The following is a 19,603-nucleotide window of genomic DNA, read 5'->3' on the forward strand; positions in this document are numbered from 1 at the left end:
TGAACAAATAGAGAACATGTGCCGTCAAACCCGGGAGCCGCCACGCCGATGTCCGCCGCCGCAAATGCCGTTGTCGCCGATCTGCGCGACCGCATCCGGCAGTTCGACGGCCGTGCGGCGGGCGACCGGGCGGTGCTGCCCTTCGGCGTGCCGGAGATCGACGGGCGGCTTCCCGGCGGCGGCCTGGCGCTCGCCAGCCTGCATGAGGTCTGCGGCGGCGGCGCGGATGCCGTCGAGGGTGCGGCGGCCATGCTCTTTGCCGCCGGCATCGCCGCGCGCACGAAGGGGCAGGTGCTCTGGTGCCTGACGCGGCCCGATCTCTTCGCCCCGGCGCTGGCGCAGGCCGGCCTTGCCCCTGGCCGGGTCCTCTATGTGGAGGCGGGCGACGAGAAGAGCCTGCTCCTCTGTTTCGAGGAGGGGCTGCGCCATGGCGGGCTCGGCGCGGTGGTGGCGGAGGTCGCGCGCCTGTCGATGACGGCCTCGCGGCGCCTGCAGCTTGCCGCGGAAGCCGGCGGCACGCTCGCCATCGCGCTCCGCCGCTTTCGCCACCGGCGGGAGGCGGATGCCTTTGCGCTGCCGTCTGCCGCCGTGACGCGCTGGCGGGTTTCCCAGCGTCCGTCCGCGCCGCTCCCCGTGCCGGGCATCGGCCGGGCGCGCTGGCTTCTGGAACTCATGCGCTGCCGGGCGGGCGAAACGGCGGAATTCGAAGTGGAGGCATCCGATGGCGAGGGTCGTATCGCTTTTTCTCCCCGGCTGGCCGATCGATCGCCTGCGGCGGGCCATGGGCGCCGCCGCGCCGCCGGCTGACAAACGGCTCGTGCTCGTCGGCCGCGACGGGTCGCGCCGCATCCTGACGGCGGTGAGCCGGCCGGCCGAGCAGGCGGGCCTTCGCATCGGCATGGCGCTCACCAAGGCCCATGCGCTGGTGCCCGACATCCTGACCCTGCCGGCCGATCCCGCTGCCGATGCGGCGGCGTTGGAGCGCCTCGCGCTCTGGGCCCTGCAGCACTATGCGCCCATCGTCTCGCCCGACCCGCCGGACGGGCTCGTCATCGACACGACGGGCGCCGACCACCTGCACGGCGGCGAGGCGCGCATGCTGTCCGGCCTCGTCAACCGCCTCGGCGCCTCCGGCATTTTCGCGCGCGCCGCCATCGCCGACACCTGGGGCGCGGCCCATGCCGCCGCCCGGTTCCTCGCCGATCCGACCTCGATCCTTCCCACCGGCGCGGGGGCGAAGGCCGTCTCATCCCTGCCGATCCCGGGCCTTCGCCTTCCGCCGGAAACCGCAGCGGGCCTGCATGTGCTCGGCTTTTCCACCATCGGCGACGTACTCGCCGTGCCGCGCGCGCCGCTCGTCCAGCGCTTCGGCCCGCTCCTCGGCCGCCGGCTCGACCAGTTGCAGGGCGTGGTCTGCGAGCCTGTCGATCCGCTGCGCGATGCCGAACGGGTTTCTGCGCGAAGGGTCTTCGGCGAGCCGATCGGCGCGCCCGAAACTATCGCGCGCTATACGGTCGCCCTTATCGGCGATCTCTGCCGGGAGCTGGAGAAGCGCGGCCTCGGCGCACGCCGCCTCGACCTTCTCTTCCACCGGGTCGACAATTCCCTGCAGGCCATCCGCATCGGCACGGCGCGCCCGGTGCGCGACGAAAAGCGGCTCGCGCGGCTCCTGTGCGACCGGATCGAGACCATCGAGCCGGGCTTCGGCATCGAGATCATGGAATTGTCGGCGACGCTCGCCGAACCGCTCGTCCTTGCGCAGGCCGCGACCTCGCTGATCGAGACGGAAGAGGCGGACCTTGCCGGCCTTGTCGACGTCATCGCCAACCGCATCGGCGCACGCCGGCTCTACCGCATCGCGCCCGTCGAAAGCGACGTGCCGGAACGCTCCGTCCGCCGCATTGCCCCGCTGGCGCTCGATAGCGGGGCGACGTGGCCGGAAGGCTGGCCGCGCCCCGCCCGCCTGCTCGCCCGGCCGGAGGAGATCGAGGTCATGGCGCTCGTGCCCGACCATCCGCCGGCCTTCTTCACCTGGCGCGGCGTGCGGCGGCGGGTGACGCGCGCCGACGGGCCGGAGCGCATCTTCGGCGAATGGTGGAAGCGCGACGCCGAGCTTGCCGCCGTGCGCGACTACTTCCAGGTCGAGGACGAGGCGGGCGAGCGCTTCTGGCTCTTCCGCTCGGGCAGCGAGGCGGAAGCCCTGAGCGGCACCGGCCGCTGGTTCCTGCACGGGATTTTCGCATGAAGCCGCCGCGCTATGCCGAGCTCCAGGTCACCTCCCATTTCTCGTTCCTGCGCGGGGCGAGCAGTTGCGCGGAGTTTTTCGCGACCGCCAGGGAACTCGGCATCGATGCCCTCGCCGTCACCGACCGCAACAGCCTTGCCGGCGTCGTGCAGGCTTTCCGGGCGGCAAGGGAAACGGGGGTGCGCCTCGTCGTCGGCTGCCGGCTGGACCTTCTCGGCGGCATGTCGTTGCTCGTCTACCCGACCGACCGAGAGGCCTATGCCCGCCTTTGCCGCCTGCTGACCATCGGCAAGAAGAAGGCCGGCAAGGGCAAGTGCCATCTCGACTGGCAGGATGTGGTGGAATGGAACGAGGGCCTGCTGGCCGTGCTGGTGCCCGGCGAGGCGGACGACACCGCGGCCTTCCACCTGCGCCGTCTCTCGGAAACATTTCCCGGCCGCTGCTATCTCGCTCTCACGCTCCGCCGCCGGCCGAACGACCAGCTCCGCCTCCACGACCTCTCCGGCCTTGCCGCGCGATACCGTGTGCCCACGGTCGTCACCAACGACGTGCTCTACCACGAGCCCGCCCGGCGCATGCTGCAGGACGTCGTCACCTGCATCCGCCACAACGTCACCATCGACGAGGCCGGCTTCCTGCGCGAGCGCCACGCCGACCGCTACCTCAAGCCGCCAGCGGAAATGCACCGCCTCTTCGAGCGCTACCCCGAGGCGCTCGCCCGCACGCTGGAGATCGTGGAGCGCTGCCGGTTCTCGCTGGACGAGTTGAAGTATCAGTATCCGGAGGAGCGCGAGTATGCCCATCTCACGCCGCAGGAGGCACTGGAGAAATATACGTGGGAAGGAGCGGCGGAGTGTTATCCGGAAGGCATACCGGATATCGTCCGAGGAAAGCTCAATGACGAGCTTCGCCTCATCGAGAAGATGAAATATGCGCCCTATTTCCTCACCGTCCGGTCGATCGTGCAATATGCCCGCTCCATCGACATCCTCTGCCAGGGGCGCGGCTCGGCGGCCAACAGCGCCGTCTGCTACGTCCTCGGCATCACCGCCATCCATCCCGAGGTGAACGGTCTCCTCTTCGAGCGCTTCGTCTCGGAGCAGCGCGGGGAGCCGCCCGATATCGACGTGGATTTCGAGCACGAACGCCGCGAGGAGGTGATCCAGTGGATCTACAAGACCTACGGCACGGACCGCTCGGCGCTGTGCGCCACCGTCATCCGCTATCGCTCGCGCGCGGCCATGCGCGATGTCGGGCGGGCGCTCGGGATGCCGGAGGACGTGCTGAAATCGCTCTCCTCGCAGGTCTGGGGCTGGTCCAACGACATCCCGCAGAGCCATGCCGGCTCGGCCGGGCTGAATGTGGACGACCGGCGTATCAAATTGCTCTTCGAATTGGCTCGCCAACTGGTCGACACGCCGCGCCACCTCTCGCAGCATCCGGGCGGCTTCGTGCTGACGCGAGACCGGCTGGACGACCTCGTGCCCATCGAGCCCGCCGCGATGGACGACCGGCAGGTGATCGAATGGGACAAGGACGATATCGAAGCCCTGAACTTCATGAAGGTCGACGTGCTGGCCCTCGGCATGCTCACCTGCATGCGCCGGGCCTTCGACTTCCTGAAGGAATATAAGGGGAAAACCTATGCGCTTTCCTCCATTCCGGAGGGGGACGAGGCGACATACGATATGATCTCGAAGGCCGACACGATCGGCACCTTCCAGATCGAGAGCCGGGCGCAGATGTCCATGCTGCCGCGCCTCAAGCCGAGGAAACTCTACGACATTGTCATCCAGGTGGCGATCGTGCGGCCGGGACCGATCCAGGGCGACATGGTGCATCCCTATCTGAGGCGGCGGCAAGAGTTGGAAAAACCGGATTATCCGGATGACGAGAAGTTGAAGGCGGTCCTCGAAAAGACTCTCGGCGTGCCGCTGTTCCAGGAACAGGCCATGCAGGTGGCCATTATCGGGGCCGGCTTCACGCCCGGACGGGCCGACCAGCTCCGTCGCGCCATGGCGACCTTCAAGCAGACGGGTGGCGTGGACAAGTTCCGTGACGAACTGATCGCAGGCATGGTCGAGAACAACTATCCGCGCAAATTCGCCGAGCGTATGTGCCGCCAGCTCGAAGGCTTCGGCTCCTATGGCTTTCCGGAAAGCCATGCCTACAGCTTCGCCATCGTCGCCTATGCCTCGGCTTATGTGAAGTGCCATCACCCGGAGGTTTTTTGCGCGGCCCTTCTCAATTCACAGCCCATGGGATTCTACGCTCCCGCGCAGATCGTGCGCGATGCGCGCGAGCATGGGGTGGAGGTGCGGCCGGTCTGCGTCAACGAAAGCCGGTGGGACTGCACGCTGGAGCCGGCGAGGGAGGCGGGGCGCCTTGCCGTACGCCTTGGGCTGAGGCTGGTGAAAGGACTTGGCAACACGGAAGCGGCGGCCTTCATTTCCAGGCGAGCGGACGAGCCTTTCGCCTCCATCGACGATTTCTGGCGCCGCTCGCGCCTTCCGGCCGAGACGCTGGTCCGCCTTGCCGAGGCCGATGCCTTCCTGCCGTCGTTGGGCCTTTCGCGCCGCGCCGCGCTCTGGGCGATCCGCGGCCTTCGCGACGAGCCGCTGCCGCTCTTCACCGCCGCCGCCGAGCGGGAGGCGGCGACCGTTCCGGAACTGATCGAGCCCGCCGTCGCGTTGCGCCCCATGGCGGCGGGCGGCGAGGTGGTGGAGGATTACGGCCATGTCGGCCTGACGCTGCGCGCCCATCCGGCAAGCTTCCTGCGCGAGAGCCTTGCGCGCCGCCGCTTCCTCTCCTGCGCCGAGGCGGTGCGGCTGAAGGACGGGCAGGCGGTCGAGACGGCCGGCATCGTTCTGGTGCGCCAGCGGCCGGGCTCGGCCAAGGGCGTCATCTTCGTGACCATCGAGGACGAGACGGGCATCGCCAACCTCGTCGTGTGGCGCAAGGTCTTCCTCGCTTATCGCCCCATCGTGATGGGCGCGCCGATGATCGGCGTGAAGGGCCATATCCAGCGGGAGGGCGAGGTCGTGCACATCGTCGCGCGGCAGATCGTCGACCTTTCCGCCGATTTTGCCACCATCGGCCGGCGCGGCGAGGAGGGGCTGGACGGCGCGGGCCACACGGAGGCGATCCGCGTCAGGTCTCGCGATTTCCACTGACAACGCCTTACATGAAATCGCGCGGGATCGCCTTCTCGAACCGCTTCTCGAAGATCGGCGTCTCGCCCTCATAGGCCCGGACATGGGCGGAGATCAGCCAGTCCGTCGCGGTGCAGGCGATGATCGCCGTCGAGACCGTGCGCACGAACCAGCCGGGGCGCTGCATATCGCAGGTCCAGACGGCCGTGCCGGTCATCGAGAGTGGATCGTTTTCGGCGATCGACCAGAGTTCGTCGCGCACCTGCCGCGTGGCGAGCCCGGTGCCGGGATGCTCGTAGAGGCCGGTATCCTCGTAGATCGTATATTCGGTGAGGCCGTTCGTCAGGTCGCGCTCGACGCCGCGCGCCGTCTCGGCGGGGGCAAGCTCGGTGTATTTCGGCAGCGGGTCGGGATTTGCCGGCTCGGGGATCGCAATGACGCGGTGGGCGCCGAGCTTCGGCAGGGCAAGGCCGAGCGAGGCGAGGTCGACCGTCACGCCGGCATCCACCGGTGGCGGCAGCACCATTGGCCAATAGGCGGTGGAGAGCGACAGGCGGATGCGATGGCCGGCGCGGAAGCGGTAGCCCATGGCATCGAGCACGAGGCGGACGCGCACCTTCTTCCCGCGCGGCATGGCCTTCGGCGCGGCATTGCCGTCGCGATGGGCGAGGTTGAGGACGCCGACGGTGACGCGCGTCGCCGTGCCGTCCGGATGGATATCGACGAGGCGCGCGCAGAGATTGGCGATGTCCGCCTCCGTCGCGACGTCGAGCTCCAGCACCGGCTGGCCGAGGAAATCCTGCGCCTCCGCAAGCGGCGCGGTCTCGATCACCAGCGAGCCGGCATCGTCGCCCCGTTGGTCGAGCGCCATTTCGGCATCCGGCTTCAGCGTGAACCATTCGCCGGCCATGGTGCCGGTATCGAGCGGCGATCTGATGTAGCGGTCATGGCCCGATGCGCCGGCAATCGGCAGGCCGGGCGCCAGCGCGCCGTATTGCTCGACGTAGAAGATCGCCATCTCCGGCGCCTCCCAGCGGTCCTTGGCGATCCAGAAGCCGGGGTCGGCCTCGCGGCGGAGCGCCGGGCGCACGGCATCCTGGATATAGGCGCGCACCTGCGGGGTCTTTTCCGCGCCGTTCGCCTCACCGCGCAGCCAGCGGTTCCACCAGGCGATGGCCTCGGCATGGAAATCCATGCGCGGCTTCGGCCAGGCGAAATGCGGGTATTTGTGGATCCACGGGCCGATGAGGGCCTTCGCCCTGTCGCCGAGCCCCTCCACGGCCTTGAGCGGCGTGCTGCGATAGCCGTCCGCCCAGCCGGCGATGACGAGGGCGGGCACGGGGAAGCCGTCAAAATCTTCTGAGATCGAGCCGTGCTTCCAGAAGGTGTCGCGGCGCTGGTGCTGCAGCCATTCTTCCAGGAAGAAGGGTTCCTTTTCCAGCCGCTCCAGCCACATCGCCTTCCAGCGCTCGCCGACGATCCCGGGATCGGGCGAGCGGGACTGGTAGGCGAGCATGGTCGCGGCCCAGGAGAGCTGGGCGGAAAGATGCGTACCGTTCTTGTAGTGGATGTCGTCATTGTAGCGGTCGACAGTGGAGGCGATGGAGATGACGGCCTTCAGCGCCGGCGGCTTGAGGGCCGCGACCTGCAGGCAGTTGAAGCCGCCCCAGGAGATGCCCATCATGCCGACCGATCCGTTCGACCAGGACCGGGCGGCGATCCAGCCGATGAGCTCGCAGGCATTCGCCAGCTCCAGCGGCGTATATTCGCCGTCGATCACGCCGTCCGATTCGCCCGAGCCGCGGATATCCACGCGTACGCCGGCAATGCCGGCGGCGGCGAAGACGGGGTAGGTCGATTCGTCCCGCGGGCTCGTCCCGTCCCGCTTGCGATAGGGCAGGAACTCGAGGACGGCCGGCACGGGGTCGGCCTCCGCGCCTTCGGGCATCCAGATGCGGGCGGCAAGCCGCGTGCCGTCGGCAAGCGTGATCCATTCGTTTTCGATGACGGTGAAGGCGCGGGACATGGCAACTCCTCTTTCCCCGCTTTTATGACGGCGCCGCCGGAGGCGGGCAATAGGCGGGATTTGACCTTCCGTGTCGCTTTTGCGTGCGGCTTGCCCGCTCTCGAAAACTCGCCTACGAAAATGGCAGGCAGAGGAGGGGCACATGGCGGAACGGCAGGCGGCTTTGCGGGACGATGCGCGGCTCGACGATCCCGAGCGCGCCTACAAGGTGCTGATCGCCGATCTCGTCGGCCTGCGTTTCGATGCCGATGGCCGGCCGGATCACGGCGAGGTGCGCGCCCATATCGAGGCGCGCGGCGGCACCTTCCACGAGGGGGGCTACAAGCGTACGGCGCTGCCGCCGGGCATCCATTTCTTCTACCAGCCGGATATAAGCTCCGAGACGGAGATCATCGCCGAGACGGCGGACGGGCGCTACGACGCGCTGATCGCGGCGGCGACCTTCATTCCCAAGCAGGCGATCTTTCCGCTCGGCGGCGTGCGCATCGGCGCGGGCACCGGCAACATGGGCTCGGCCTCCTGGGGCGGTGGAAACGGCGAGGGCGGCGCCGCGCCGCTGATGAACACGCCCGGCATCAACAGCCGCGCGACGGCGCAGATGGCGATGAAGGCGATCCTCAAGGTGCTGCCGGACCTGCCGGTCGGCCTCCTGCATGACCGTGTCGCCGCCGGCGATTTCGATACCGGCCGCGACCTGAAGCTCTATCCCACCGCCAAGCTGGAGGGCCGGCGCCTCGCGGTGCTCGGCTACGGCAATATCGGCCGGGAGGTCGCAAAGCTCGGCCGCGCCTTCGGCATGGAGGTTGCGGTCTATGCCCGCCCGCGCCACCGGCAATGGATCGAGGCGGAAGGCTTTACCTTCGCCGAGACGCCCGTGGCGGCGGCGACCGGCGCGGACGTGCTCTCCGCCCATGTCGGCCTCGGCCGGCTGGAGGAGGAGACGCGCCGCTATGCCAATGCCGGCCTCATCGGCGAGGCGGTGCTTTCGGCGATGAACCACGGTGCGGTCCTCGTCAATTACGACCGCGGCGAGGTGGTGGATACCGCCGCGCTCGACAAGGCGCTGGCAAGCGGCCAGGTGCGCCACGCCGCCATCGACGCCGATCTCTTCAGGAATGCGACGAGCGGCACCCTGAGCGGCCCGATGCTGCCCTATCTGAAGCTCGCCGAGCGCCATCCCGGCAAGCTGGAGCTGCTGCCCCATGCGGCCGCGGATACGGATCATCCCTCGCGCGTCGCGGGCGCCTGCCAGGCTGTCGACCAGATCATCGATGTCATCCGCTACCGCCGCGTCGTCAACCTGAAGGGCGACCTGCCGGAGGGCCATGTCGACGGCGGCGCGAAGGTGCCGGCCGGCATCGGCGCCGTCACCATCGCGGCGCTGGCGGCCGCCGCCGTCGATCCGCGCTTTGCCGAGCTGCACGATGTCTCCCGCGAGATCGCCGATACGCTGGAGGCTGTCGTGGAGGCGGTGGAGGAGGGCATGACGCACCAGCCGGCAAAGGGCGATGTCGCCGCGCTCACCCATCTGCTCCTGCGCCAGCGCCGGCTCGTCGAGGCGCTGGGGCTGGACGGCCCGGGTGAAGCCTGAGGAACTTTCGCGGTTCCGGCCGGTTCTTCCTTCTGAACGACAGACAGGGAGTGCCAGTCATGACCCATCAACAGGACGAACGCGGCGATCCGCTGACCCGCACCCACGATCCGGACCGCAAGGAATATGCCGGGCGGGAAGCCCGTCAGGGTGGCCTCGGCCGGCCCGTCCTGAGAGTGCTGGGCATCAGCCTCGTTCTCGTTTTTCTCGTCTGGGGGGCCGTCGAGATCTGGGGCGAGAAGACTGATCCCTCCGCGCCGCTCGACACTTCGCAGACTTCTTCGACCACCAGCGGCACGCCGACCCAGGATACGATCAAGGAAGACGCGCCCGGCGGCGGCAACACCGCGCCGACGGACCGTGACCCGACCCAGTCCTCCGGGACGGGCGGCGACAGCCAGAGCGTGACGCCCGACGGCACCGGTCATTGAGGCTTCCTACCGCCCGTATTGCCGCATGACGGCCATCAGGTCGTCGTGGCGGATGGCGTCGACGCGCAGCCGGTCATACGGCGTGCCGCCGGCGTCCTCGGCTGCCAGCATGGCGTTGACCACGGCCTCCTCCACGCTATCCACCGCCGCCATGTAGACGGGGTCGAGCTGTTCGTCGTTGACGATGGCAAGGTCCAGCATCGCCGGGGCATGGTGTGCCATGGGCTGAGGGTTGGCGGTCGAGAAGGCGAGGAAGATATCGCCGGAATTGTTGCCGCCCGGCGTGCCGCCCCGGCCGATGCCGATGGCGGCGCGGCGCGCGAGGCGCTTCAACTGATGCGGCGCCACCGGCAGGTCTGTTGCAATGACGACGATGATCGAGCCGCGCTCCTTGAGCTGGCTTTGCGGGGTATTGTCCTGCAGATGCCTGCCGACCGGCACGCCGCAGACCGTCAGCCAGTCGCGCTGGCCGTGGTTGGCCTGCACGAGCGTGCCGACCGTATAGTCTCGGCCCCCAAAGGAAACGACGCGCGAGGCGGTGCCCGTGCCGCCCTTGAAGCCGTAGGTGATCATGCCGGTGCCGCCGCCGCAATTGCCCTCCCGGACGGGGCCGGGCGAGAGGTCGTCGAGGGCGGCGCGCACGTCGGCCTCCGTCACCGGCAGGCCGTTGATGTCGCTCAGCGCCCCGTCATAGGTCTCGGCGACGACGGGCATCAGCCAGAGGAAATCGCCGACCTCGTAGGTCGAGGCGTAGCGCTCCAGCATCCAGCGGATGGTTGCATGGTGGGTGATGCCGACGCCGTGGGTGTTGGTGATCATCACCGGGCCGAGGAAGGTGCCGCCGTCCTCGATCCAGTGCGTACCGGTCATCTCGCCGTTGCCGTTGAAGCGGTGCACGCCGGCATAGACGGGCACGGGCGTTTGGCTGCCGCTGTGCGGCAGGATGGCGGTGACGCCGGTGCGTACCGGCAGCTTGCGGCCGGGCCGCGGCACCTCCTCGCGGATGGTGCGGAAGCCGACGGCGACGCCTTCGACATCCGTGATCGCATTGAAGGGGCCGGTGCGGCCGGAAAAGGGCAGGCCGAGTTCGCGGGCGCGGGGTTTCGTCTTTTCGTTCATGATCATTTCTGCCGGGAGCGAAGGTAGAGGCCGAGGGAGGCGATGACGAAGGAGAAGGACAGCATCATCACGGCGATGGCGTTGATCTCCGGCTTGATGCCGCGCCGGAGCATGGCGAAGATGAACATCGGCAGCGTCGTCACGTCGACGCCCGCGATGAAATAGGTGATGACGAGATCGTCCATCGAGATGATGAAGGCGAGCAGCGCGCCGCCGAGGATGCCGGGCAGGAGCTGCGGGAAGACCACCTTGCGGAAGGTCGTCCATTCGTTTGCGCCGAGATCGGCCGAGGCGTGTTCCAGCGTGCGGTCCATGCCGGAGAGCCGGGCGGAGACGACGATGAAGACATAGGAGGTCAGGAACGTGCACTGGCCGATGATGATGGTCTTGAGGCCGAGATTGATGCCCGAATTGACGAAGAAGATGAGGAGCGCGATGCCGAGCACGATGTCCGGCATCAGCATCGGCATGAACAGGACGACGCGGTAGAAGCGCCGGCCGAAGAAATCGAAGTGATAGAGCGCGATGGCGATCGACGTGCCGAAGACGGTGGCGATGAGCGTCGTCGAGGCGGCGATCTTCAGGCTGTTGAAGACGGCCTGCACGAGCTGGTCGGTCGATTCGACATAGAAGGCGTCGCCCGTGATGGCCGTCTTGTAGCCGAGGACCTGGGCATACCAGTCGGTGGTGAAGCCCGACCAGGTCATCATGTTGATCGGGTTGGCGTTGAACGAGTAGACCGCGATCAGCACCAGCGGGATGTAGATGAAGGCGAAGAAGAGCGCGGTATAGGCGACGAGGCTGCCGCGGGCGAGGGAGGCGAAGATCTTCATCGCGGGCCTCCTCAGCGTCCCGGCGCGGCGTCGAGGCCGCGGCGGCTGGAGACGACGACATAGGAAAAGAGCAGGACGAGCATCACGCTCATCACCATCATGGCGAGCGCCGAGCCGAAGGGCCAGTTGCGCGCGGCGAGGAACTGCTGCTCGATGAGGTTGCCGAGCATCATCACCTTCGCGCCGCCGAGAATGGCCGGCACGACGAAATTGCCGAGCGCGGGAATGAAGACGATGACCGCGCCGCCCGCAATGCCGGGCGCCGTCAGCGGCAGGATGATGCGCAGGAACGTGCGAATAGGCCCTGCACCGAGATCGAGCGAGGCGCGCACCAGCGTCCAGTCGAGCTTTTCGACGCTCGCATAGACCGGCATGAACATGAACGGAATGAAGACGTAGACCATGCCGAGGATGATCGCGCCTTCCGTATAGATGAGGTCGACGGGGCGGTCGATGATGCCGGTCTGCAGCAGCACGTTGTTGACGAGCCCGGTCTGGCGCAGGAGCAGGACCCAGACGAAGAGCCGCACGATGAGGCTGGCGAAGAAAGGCAGCGTGATGAGGAAGAGGCAAAAACTCTTCCAGCGGTCGGAAAGCCGGCTGATGCAGAAGGCGGCCGGGTAGCAGACGAGAAGCGTCGCAACGACGGTCAGCGCCGCGATCTTCAGCGAGCGCAGGAAGATCGCGATATAGACCGGGTCGAACTCCTCGAACATCGGATCGGCAAAGCCGAGGATGCGGCCGTAATTGTGCGGATACCAGGTCCATTCCACGCCGCCGTAAAGACCGGGGGCAAGGAAGCTCGTCACGATCATGATGGCGAGCGGGCCGAGGAAGAAGACGGCGAGGAACAGCGAGGCCGGGCCGAGCAGGATGGCAAGCTGGGCACGGCGGCGGGCGGTGATCGTCAGCATGTCAGGCCGCCTCCGCCGGGATGAGGTGGACGGCGGACGGATCGTAGGAAAGGCGCGCGCGGCGCGATTGCTCGATCTCGCCGACGAGGCCGCGCCGCATCGCCGGGATTTCCGCGATGACGCGCCGGCCCGTCGCCGTGCGGCCGAAAAGCTCGAAGGTAGAGCCGACGAAGACGATCTGCTCGAGATCGACGTCGAGGATCGGGCCGGCCTGTCCGGGGTCCGCGAGGAAGAACTGCTCCGGGCGGATGAGCGCGGTCGCCGCGCCCGTCGAGCCCTGCTCTCCGTGGGAAATGGCGATGCCGTCCGTCGTGACGAGCCGGCCGGCGGCGGCCTCGCCCTCGAAGAGGTTGCTCGCCCCGACGAAGGTCGCGACGAAGCTGTTCCTCGGCTTGTCGTAGATGGCGCGGGGCGTGTCGAGCTGCTGGATGCGCCCGCCCGAGAGCACGGCGACGCGGTCCGACATGGTCAGCGCCTCCTGCTGGTCGTGCGTGACGAAGATGAAGGAGATTCCGAGCTCGTGCTGGAGCGTCTTCAGCTCGATCTGCATGGCCTGGCGCAGGTTCTTGTCGAGCGCGGACAGCGGCTCGTCGAGGAGCAGCAGCTTGGGCCGGGCGATGATGGCGCGGGCGAGCGCCACGCGCTGCTGCTGGCCGCCGGAAAGCTGGCGCGGCTTGCGGCCCTCCAGGCCTTCGAGGCCGACCATGCGCAGGGCCTCGGCAACGCGCCTTGCCCGGTCCTGCCGCCCGATGCCGGCGACCTCCAGCGCATAGCCGGTGTTCTCCCCCACGCTCATGTGCGGGAAAAGGGCGTAGTTCTGAAACACGGTGTTGACCGGGCGGCGATAGGGCGGGCGGTCCGTCATGTCTTCGCCGTCGATCAGGATGCGTCCCGAATCGAGCTCGACGAAGCCGCTGATCGCCTGGAGGAGGGTGGTCTTGCCGCAGCCCGACGGCCCCAGCAGCGTCAGGAATTCGTTGCGCCGGACATCGAGGTCGATCCCGCCCAGCGCGGTGATCGTCTGGCCTTCGGGCGTGGCGAAGGTCTTCGCCGCCTTTTCCATGCGGACTATGGATTCTCGCATCGTCGTTCCCCAAAATGTTATAAAAATAACGCTTGTGCGATTTAGATATATGGATACCATTTGCCCATCCAAGTCAACGGCCGCAGAAGCCGGGACGGGAACAGGCGGCGCAAAGGAAAGCGCCGGGCCAGGACGGCCGAACCACCAGAGGAGAATATTCGATGACGAAAACCGATCGCGCCGGCGCATCCGGCTTCCGCGCCTGGACGCGCCGCACCGCCCTTTCGCTTGCCGCCCTCGCGGCGACGGCCGGAATGGCGAGCGCCGCCGAACTCAACGTCTACAACTGGGGCGAATACATCAATCCGGAAGTGCTGAAGAAATTCGAGGAGGAGACCAAGATCAAGGTCAATCTCTCGACCTATTCCTCCAACGAGGAGATGCTGGCGAAGATCCAGGGCGGCGCGACGGGCTATGACATCGTCTTCCCGTCCGTGCACATGCAGGACATCATGGCCAAGCTCGATCTTCTGGAGAAGACCGACATCAACAAATACGAGGGCTTCAAGAACATCGATCCCGCGTTCCTGAGGGCAAAGAGCGACCCGAACGGCGAATATTGCCTGCCCTACGCCTGGGGTTCGGTCGGTATCTTCTACAACCGCAAGGTCCTCGGCAAGGACGTGACCGGCTGGAAGGACCTGATCGAGACGGTCAAGGCCAAGGGCCTGAAGTTCACCCTGCTCGACGATATGCGCGAGGTGCTCGCCGTCGGCCTCATCCTCAACGGCCACAAGATCAATTCCACCGATCCGGCCGAGCTCCAGGAGGCGGCCGACACGATCATCGCCATGAAACCCTATGTCGCGGCCTTCACCTATGACGAGCGGCCGATGGTGCAGGCGGGCGACGTTGCAGCCGGCCACGCCTTCGTCGGCGCCATGGTGGACGTCTTCGGCAACGAGAAGGATCTCGGCTACGTGATCCCCGAGGAGGGGGCGACCATGTACCAGGAGGACATCTGCGTCCTGAAGAGCGCGCCGAACAAGGAGAACGCGCTGAAGTTCCTGCAGTTCTACACGCAGCCGGAAATCGTCGCGCTCAACGTCTCGCAGCAGACCAACGGCACGGCCAACGTGCCGGCACGGCAATTGACCACGGAAAAGATCAAGAATAGCAAGGAAATCAACCCGCCGGCCGAGACGATGGCACGTCTGCAGATCTTCGAGGACCTGGGCCCGGCGCTGCGTCAGGTGGACCGCGTCTGGACGCGGGTCAAGACCGCGCAGTGAGGACGAACGATCCCCGCCCGTCACCGGACGGGCGGGATTTCGAGGAGAGGGGCGACGTGTCGAAACGCATTCTGAAGCTCGTTCAGTCCGACGACCTCAGGCGGTCGAAATCCGACAAGCTGCTGGCGCATTACATCGAGCGCAACATCGCGGACCTTCCCTTCGAGACGGCGCGCTCCATCGCCCAGCGCCTGCAGCTCTCGCCGATGACCGTCGGCCGCTACCTGCGCCGCATGGGCTTCGACGGCCTCGACGAGTTGAAGAACGAACTCCGGCACGGCAGCGCCAATCCGGCCTGGCAGGTCAAGGGACGTTTCGAGGGGCTGGAGCAGGACCGCCAGGAAGGCAAGCTGCTCGCCGGCCTCATCCAGCAGCAGATCGACAATCTCACGCAGATCTACGGCGTGGTCCAGTCGCCGGAATGGCAGAAGACCATCGATGCGCTGATAGGCGCCACGGAAGTCTATGTCGCCGCCTACCAGAACGTGCGCGGCGTCGCGCAGTATTTCGCCAGCCAGCTTTCCTATACGCGCCCGCGCGTGCAGTTCGTCGACGGCCTCAACGGCACCTATTCCGAACTGCTCGACGGCTCGGTGGAGGGCCGGCTGCTCTTCCTGCACGACGTTCGCCGTTTTGCCGCCAAGGCGAGGCCGCTGGCACAGGAGGCCCGGCGCGCCGGCGTGAAGGTCGTGCTCCTGACCGACGAATTCTGCCCCTGGGGGCCGGAGGTCTCGGATATCTGCCTCATCGTGCCGGGCTCGCACGGTCCCCTCTGGGACGGCGCTGCCACCATGACGGCCGTCATGGACCTCATGCTTTCCAACATCATCGTCGTCCTCGGCGAGGAAGTGAACGAGCGCGTGGAGACCCTGACGCGCCTCCAGGACATCTTCGGCGATTTCGAGGCCTGAAGGCCTATTTCTCCTCGCTTTCGGGCTCGACCGTCAGCTTGACGCGGTCGGCGGCAAGGCGCGTGCGGGAGAACTGGATCGGCCGGCCGGCAAGATCGGTATTGATCGCCGTCGCCACGAGGATGATCGCGCCCGGCGAAAGCTTCAGGTGGCGGATGTCCTCGCCCTCGGCATGGATGGCGGAAATCTCCGTCGAGCGGCGCACATAGTCCGGCACGCCGAGTTCGCGGAAGGCGGCGGTGATGGAGCGCGTCCGCTCATAGGCCGCCGCGATATCGGCGAAGCGGTCGGCCGGGAAATAGTGCGTGGCGCGCGAGATCGGCCGCTTGTCGGCGCTGTTTACGGTTTCGAGCCGCACGCAGGCCGTTCCCGCCGCAAGACCCAGCGCGTCGGCGACCACGATGGAGGCGGGCTCCGTCGCCGAGCCGAGCAGCCGCCCCTCCAGTTCCTTCGCCTGGTTGCCGAGGCCCTGCGAGAAGCGGGTGCGGCGCGAGATCGGAAAGCGCAGCCGGTCGCGCCGTTCGATGCGCGTGCCGATGCCCTGGATCGGCCGGACGATGCCTTCCTCCGCAAGCGATGCCATGGCGCTGCGCACCGTATGCCGGTTGACGCCGAAGCGGGCGGCGAGCGCCGTTTCCGGCGGCATCATGCCGGTCTCGTCGAAGTCGCCGTTGTTGATCGCAAGGCGCATGCGGTCGGCGATCTGCCGCCAGAGCGCCACGCCCGATTGCCGTTCCACCATTTTCGCCCCTGCAATTGCCCCTGTCACACCCTTGTCATTCCGGCCGTTTAAGAGGAGACTTAGATGTATAGTTGTCTAGATTAATAGACATTTGGGAGCGTGGCAATGGTATCGGATGGACATTTCGAAGGACGGCAGAAGGCGATGGGCCTCCTGGCGAAGGCGAGCCGGGCCGAACTGCAGGCGGCCTTCGACGCGCTCGACGGCAAGCCGGCGGTCGAGCCGGTACGCGGACCCGAAACGGGCCTCGTCATGGTGCGCGGGCGCATCGGCGGCGGCGGTGCGCCGTTCAATCTCGGCGAGGCGACGGTGAGCCGCGCGAGCGTCCGTCTCGACGACGGCACGGTCGGCCACGGCCAGGCGCTCGGCACGGACGGCGCCAAGGCACGGCTCGCGGCGATTTTCGACGCGCTGTTCCAGCAGCCGGCGCGTGCCGGCGAGGTCGAGGCGCTGCTTGCCGCCGTCGAGGCGCGCATTGCTGGAGAAGACGCCGGGAAGGCTCGCCAGACGGCCGCCACCCGCGTCGATTTCTTTACCATGGTCCGGGGAGAGGATTGATGCCTCACGATACGCTCGCCTTTACCGGCGGTTTCAGGGAGCCGGTCTTCGAGGCCCAGTCCGTCTTCCGCACGCTGATGGATTGCATGGCTCGCCCGGGCACGGTCGGCTCCGCGGCTGTTGCCGTCGCTCCGCCCGCGCCGCTTTGCGCGGCCGTCGGTGCCGTCGCGCTGACGCTCTGCGACAACGACACCCCCGTCTGGCTGACGCCGGCGCTCGCCGCGTCCGCTCTGCCCGGCTGGCTCGCCTTCCACGCCGGCGCGAGTGTGACCGACGATCGGCAGGCCGCCCGTTTCGCCTTTGTCGAGAAAGGCGCGATGCTGCCCGATCCGGGTCTTTTCGCGCAGGGCACGCAGGAATACCCGGATCGCTCCACGACGCTGGTGGTCGAGATCGAAGCCTTCACGGGCGGTCGGCCGCTGACGCTGACGGGGCCGGGCATCCGCACCGAGGAAGAGTTCGCGCCGGTCGGCCTGCCGGACATGTTCGTGTATTTCCGGGCGGAGAACCGGCAGAATTTCCCGCGCGGCGTCGACCTGATCCTCGTTGCCGGCGATGCCGTCCTCTGCCTGCCCCGCACCACCGTCGTCCGCGTGAAGGAGGCCTGAGCCATGTATGTTGCCGTCAAGGGTGGCGAAGCCGCCATTTCCAACGCCCATCGACTTCTCGCCGACCGCCGCCGTGGCGACCGTTCGCTGCCGGCGATACGCATCGAGCAGATCGTCGCCCAGCTCGGCCTTGCCGTCGACCGGGTGATGGCGGAGGCCTCGCTCTACGACCGGGCGCTCGCCGCGCTCGCCGTCCGGCAGGCGCGCGGCGACATGATCGAGGCGATCTTCATCCTGCGCGCCTATCGCACGACGCTGCCGCGCTTCGGCTATTCCAGGCCGGTCGAGACGGGCGCCATGCTCGTCGAGCGCCGCGTCTCGGCGACCTACAAGGACCTGCCGGGCGGCCAGCTCCTCGGCCCCACCTTCGACTATACCCACCGTCTGCTCGACCCGTCGCTCCTGACGGACCAAGAGGTGGAGGCGCCGCTGGAGCGCGAGGAAGCCGGCGAGCCCGTCATGCGCGTTTCCGACATCCTTGCCGGCGAAGGTCTCGTCGAGGACGACGGCAGCCTGCCGGAGGGCCATGTGCCGGGGGACCTCACCCGCGAGCCGCTGGAATTTCCGATGGCGCGGGACCTGCGCCTCCAGGCGCTTTCCCGCGGCGACGAGGGTTTTTTGCTGGCGCTCGGCTACTCCACCCAGCGCGGCTATGCCCGCACCCATCCCTTCGTCGGCGAGGTGCGCATCGGCGAGGTCGAGGTGGAGCTGGACATGCCGGAGCTCGGCTTTGCCGTCTCGCTCGGCCGCATCCAGGTTACCGAGTGCCAGATGATCGCCCAGTTCAAGGGCTCGGCGAAGAACCCGCCGCAGTTCACCCGCGGCTACGGCCTCGTCTTCGGCCAGAGCGAACGCAAGGCCATGGCCATGTCGCTGGTCGACCGGGCGCTGCGCGCCGAGGAGTTCGGCGAGGATATCGTCGCCCCGGCGCAGGACGAGGAGTTCGTCATCTCCCATTCCGACAACGTGCAGGCGACCGGCTTCGTCGAGCACCTGAAGCTCCCGCATTACGTGGATTTCCAGGCCGAGCTCGACCTCGTGCGGCGCATGCGGCGCGACTATGAGGCCGCGCAGGACAAGGACCTTCCGGAGGCCGCAGAATGACGACCGCAGACCTTGCGACCTACAATTTCGCCTATCTCGACGAGCAGACGAAGCGCATGATCCGCCGCGCGATCCTGAAGGCGATCGCCATTCCCGGCTATCAGGTGCCCTTCGCCTCGCGCGAAATGCCCATGCCCTACGGCTGGGGCACCGGCGGCGTGCAGGTGACAGCGGCGATCCTCGGTCCAAAGGACGTGCTGAAGGTCATCGACCAGGGGGCGGACGACACGACCAACGCCGTCTCTATCCGGGCCTTCTTCCAGAAGGTCGCCAATGTGGCGGTGACGACGAAGACGCGCGCGGCAACGATCATCCAGACGCGCCACCGTATCCCCGAGGAAAAGCTGACGTCCGGCCAGACGCTCGTCTACCAGGTGCCGATCCCCGAGCCCTTGCGTTTCCTCGAACCGCGCGAGACCGAGACGCGCAAGATGCATGCACTGGAGGAATACGGCCTGATGCATGTGAAGCTCTACGAGGACATCGCCCGCAACGGCCATATCGCCACGACCTATGCCTATCCGGTGAAGGTGGAGGGCCGCTATGTCATGGATCCGTCGCCGACGCCGAAATTCGACAATCCGAAGATGCACATGTCTGAAGCGCTCCAGCTCTTCGGCGCGGGCCGCGAGAAGCGCATCTACGCCGTGCCGCCCTATACGGAGGTCGTCAGCCTCGATTTCGAGGACCATCCCTTCGAGATCCAGACCTTCGACAAGCCCTGCGCGCTCTGCGGTGCGCAGGACGTCTATCTCGACGAAGTGGTGCTCGACGACAGGGGCGGGCGGATGTTCGTCTGCTCGGACACCGACCATTGCGAACAACGCTGCGCGAGCGGTCACCGCGGCCACCTCGCCCATGACAAGGAGGCTGCGGAATGACTCCTCGTTACGTCATGGCCCGGCGCCACCCCCCTCTGTCCTGCCGGACATATCCCCCTCAAGGGGGGAGATCGGCAAGTAGTGCGATCCTAGCTCGAATTGCAACGTTGGAGATGGGCGGGACCTTGCCCCATCCAATCTCCCCCCTTGAGGGGGAGATGCCCGGCAGGGC

Annotated in this window: 16 protein-coding genes and 1 pseudogene; 11 read left to right on the plus strand and 6 right to left on the minus strand. The window is 67.2% G+C overall.

Features of this window, described 5'->3' with window-relative positions; translation table 11 throughout:
• The first annotated feature begins 48 nt into the window (after window positions 1–48).
• From HNQ66_RS03415 to HNQ66_RS03425, 3 genes are read left to right on the plus strand one after another with little or no spacing between them, the layout of a single operon-like run.
• Entirely contained in the window at window positions 49–807 is a 759-nt protein-coding gene (locus HNQ66_RS03415) for an ImuA family protein (RefSeq protein WP_184140856.1), read from the plus strand.
• On the plus strand, window positions 722–2,245 hold the full coding sequence (locus HNQ66_RS03420) for a DUF6504 family protein (RefSeq protein ID WP_184140858.1): 1,524 nt from the start codon (window positions 722–724) through the stop codon (window positions 2,243–2,245). Before HNQ66_RS03415 ends, HNQ66_RS03420 begins: the two co-directional genes overlap by 86 nt.
• Window positions 2,242–5,418, plus strand: a complete 3,177-nt coding sequence (locus HNQ66_RS03425) for an error-prone DNA polymerase (RefSeq protein ID WP_184140860.1) — start codon at window positions 2,242–2,244, stop codon at window positions 5,416–5,418. The genes HNQ66_RS03420 and HNQ66_RS03425 overlap by 4 nt, the downstream gene beginning before the upstream one ends.
• A gap of 7 nt (window positions 5,419–5,425) precedes the next feature.
• Here HNQ66_RS03425 and HNQ66_RS03430 read toward each other — a convergent pair whose 3' ends face one another.
• Entirely contained in the window at window positions 5,426–7,423 is a 1,998-nt protein-coding gene (locus tag HNQ66_RS03430) for a CocE/NonD family hydrolase (RefSeq protein WP_184140862.1), read from the minus strand.
• Window positions 7,424–7,601: 178 nt separating this feature from the next.
• On the opposite strand from HNQ66_RS03430, the pseudogene HNQ66_RS03435 reads away from it, so the two are divergent.
• Both HNQ66_RS03435 and HNQ66_RS03440 read left to right on the plus strand, forming a co-directional pair.
• Window positions 7,602–9,014 (plus strand): annotated as a pseudogene (locus tag HNQ66_RS03435) (NAD(P)-dependent oxidoreductase); the annotation flags it as partial.
• A 59-nt stretch (window positions 9,015–9,073) separates the two neighbouring features.
• Complete coding sequence (locus tag HNQ66_RS03440; protein WP_184140866.1) at window positions 9,074–9,445, plus strand: hypothetical protein; 372 nt, start codon at window positions 9,074–9,076, stop codon at window positions 9,443–9,445.
• A gap of 6 nt (window positions 9,446–9,451) precedes the next feature.
• On the opposite strand, the gene HNQ66_RS03445 is transcribed toward HNQ66_RS03440, so the two are convergent.
• The 4 genes from HNQ66_RS03445 to HNQ66_RS03460 are packed head-to-tail and all read right to left on the minus strand — an operon-like array spanning window position 9,452 to window position 13,395.
• Complete coding sequence (locus tag HNQ66_RS03445; RefSeq protein ID WP_380778000.1) at window positions 9,452–10,570, minus strand: DmpA family aminopeptidase; 1,119 nt, start codon at window positions 10,568–10,570, stop codon at window positions 9,452–9,454.
• Window positions 10,567–11,397, minus strand: a complete 831-nt coding sequence (locus HNQ66_RS03450; RefSeq protein WP_184140870.1) for an ABC transporter permease — start codon at window positions 11,395–11,397, stop codon at window positions 10,567–10,569. Before HNQ66_RS03450 ends, HNQ66_RS03445 begins: the two co-directional genes overlap by 4 nt.
• Before the next feature lie 11 nt (window positions 11,398–11,408).
• Window positions 11,409–12,311: an ABC transporter permease gene (locus HNQ66_RS03455; protein WP_184140872.1), complete on the minus strand. Its 903-nt coding sequence runs from the start codon at window positions 12,309–12,311 to the stop codon at window positions 11,409–11,411.
• A gap of 1 nt (window position 12,312) precedes the next feature.
• On the minus strand, window positions 12,313–13,395 hold the full coding sequence (locus HNQ66_RS03460) for an ABC transporter ATP-binding protein (protein WP_184140874.1): 1,083 nt from the start codon (window positions 13,393–13,395) through the stop codon (window positions 12,313–12,315).
• Window positions 13,396–13,556: 161 nt separating this feature from the next.
• Here HNQ66_RS03460 and HNQ66_RS03465 point away from each other — a divergent pair, with 161 nt between their 5' ends.
• Both HNQ66_RS03465 and HNQ66_RS03470 read left to right on the plus strand, forming a co-directional pair.
• Window positions 13,557–14,627: a polyamine ABC transporter substrate-binding protein gene (locus HNQ66_RS03465; protein WP_184140876.1), complete on the plus strand. Its 1,071-nt coding sequence runs from the start codon at window positions 13,557–13,559 to the stop codon at window positions 14,625–14,627.
• A 56-nt stretch (window positions 14,628–14,683) separates the two neighbouring features.
• Window positions 14,684–15,538: a MurR/RpiR family transcriptional regulator gene (locus HNQ66_RS03470; protein ID WP_184140878.1), complete on the plus strand. Its 855-nt coding sequence runs from the start codon at window positions 14,684–14,686 to the stop codon at window positions 15,536–15,538.
• Window positions 15,539–15,542: 4 nt separating this feature from the next.
• Here the strand turns inward: HNQ66_RS03470 and phnF are convergent, their stop codons facing one another.
• Window positions 15,543–16,295, minus strand: coding sequence for a phosphonate metabolism transcriptional regulator PhnF (gene phnF, locus HNQ66_RS03475; RefSeq protein ID WP_343059432.1), 753 nt, complete (start codon window positions 16,293–16,295; stop codon window positions 15,543–15,545).
• A 90-nt stretch (window positions 16,296–16,385) separates the two neighbouring features.
• On the opposite strand from phnF, the gene phnG reads away from it, so the two are divergent.
• Genes phnG through HNQ66_RS03495 form a run of 4 tightly spaced genes read left to right on the plus strand, consistent with a single transcriptional unit; the run spans window position 16,386 to window position 19,431 of the window.
• Window positions 16,386–16,838 carry a phosphonate C-P lyase system protein PhnG gene (gene phnG, locus HNQ66_RS03480; RefSeq protein WP_184140882.1) on the plus strand — a complete coding sequence of 151 codons (453 nt, stop codon included), beginning with the start codon at window positions 16,386–16,388 and terminating at the stop codon, window positions 16,836–16,838.
• The gene (gene phnH / locus HNQ66_RS03485; RefSeq protein ID WP_184140884.1) at window positions 16,838–17,446 is read left to right on the plus strand and encodes a phosphonate C-P lyase system protein PhnH; all 609 of its coding nucleotides are present in this window, start codon (window positions 16,838–16,840) and stop codon (window positions 17,444–17,446) included. The genes phnG and phnH overlap by 1 nt, the downstream gene beginning before the upstream one ends.
• A gap of 3 nt (window positions 17,447–17,449) precedes the next feature.
• Entirely contained in the window at window positions 17,450–18,550 is a 1,101-nt protein-coding gene (locus tag HNQ66_RS03490; protein ID WP_184140886.1) for a carbon-phosphorus lyase complex subunit, read from the plus strand.
• Window positions 18,547–19,431 (plus strand): alpha-D-ribose 1-methylphosphonate 5-phosphate C-P-lyase PhnJ, encoded by an 885-nt coding sequence (locus tag HNQ66_RS03495; RefSeq protein ID WP_184140889.1) that lies wholly within the window; start codon window positions 18,547–18,549, stop codon window positions 19,429–19,431. Before HNQ66_RS03490 ends, HNQ66_RS03495 begins: the two co-directional genes overlap by 4 nt.
• Window positions 19,432–19,603 lie beyond the last annotated feature (172 nt).

The sequence above is a fragment of the Shinella fusca genome (assembly GCF_014203155.1).
GTDB classification, from domain to species: Bacteria; Pseudomonadota; Alphaproteobacteria; order Rhizobiales; family Rhizobiaceae; genus Shinella; species Shinella fusca.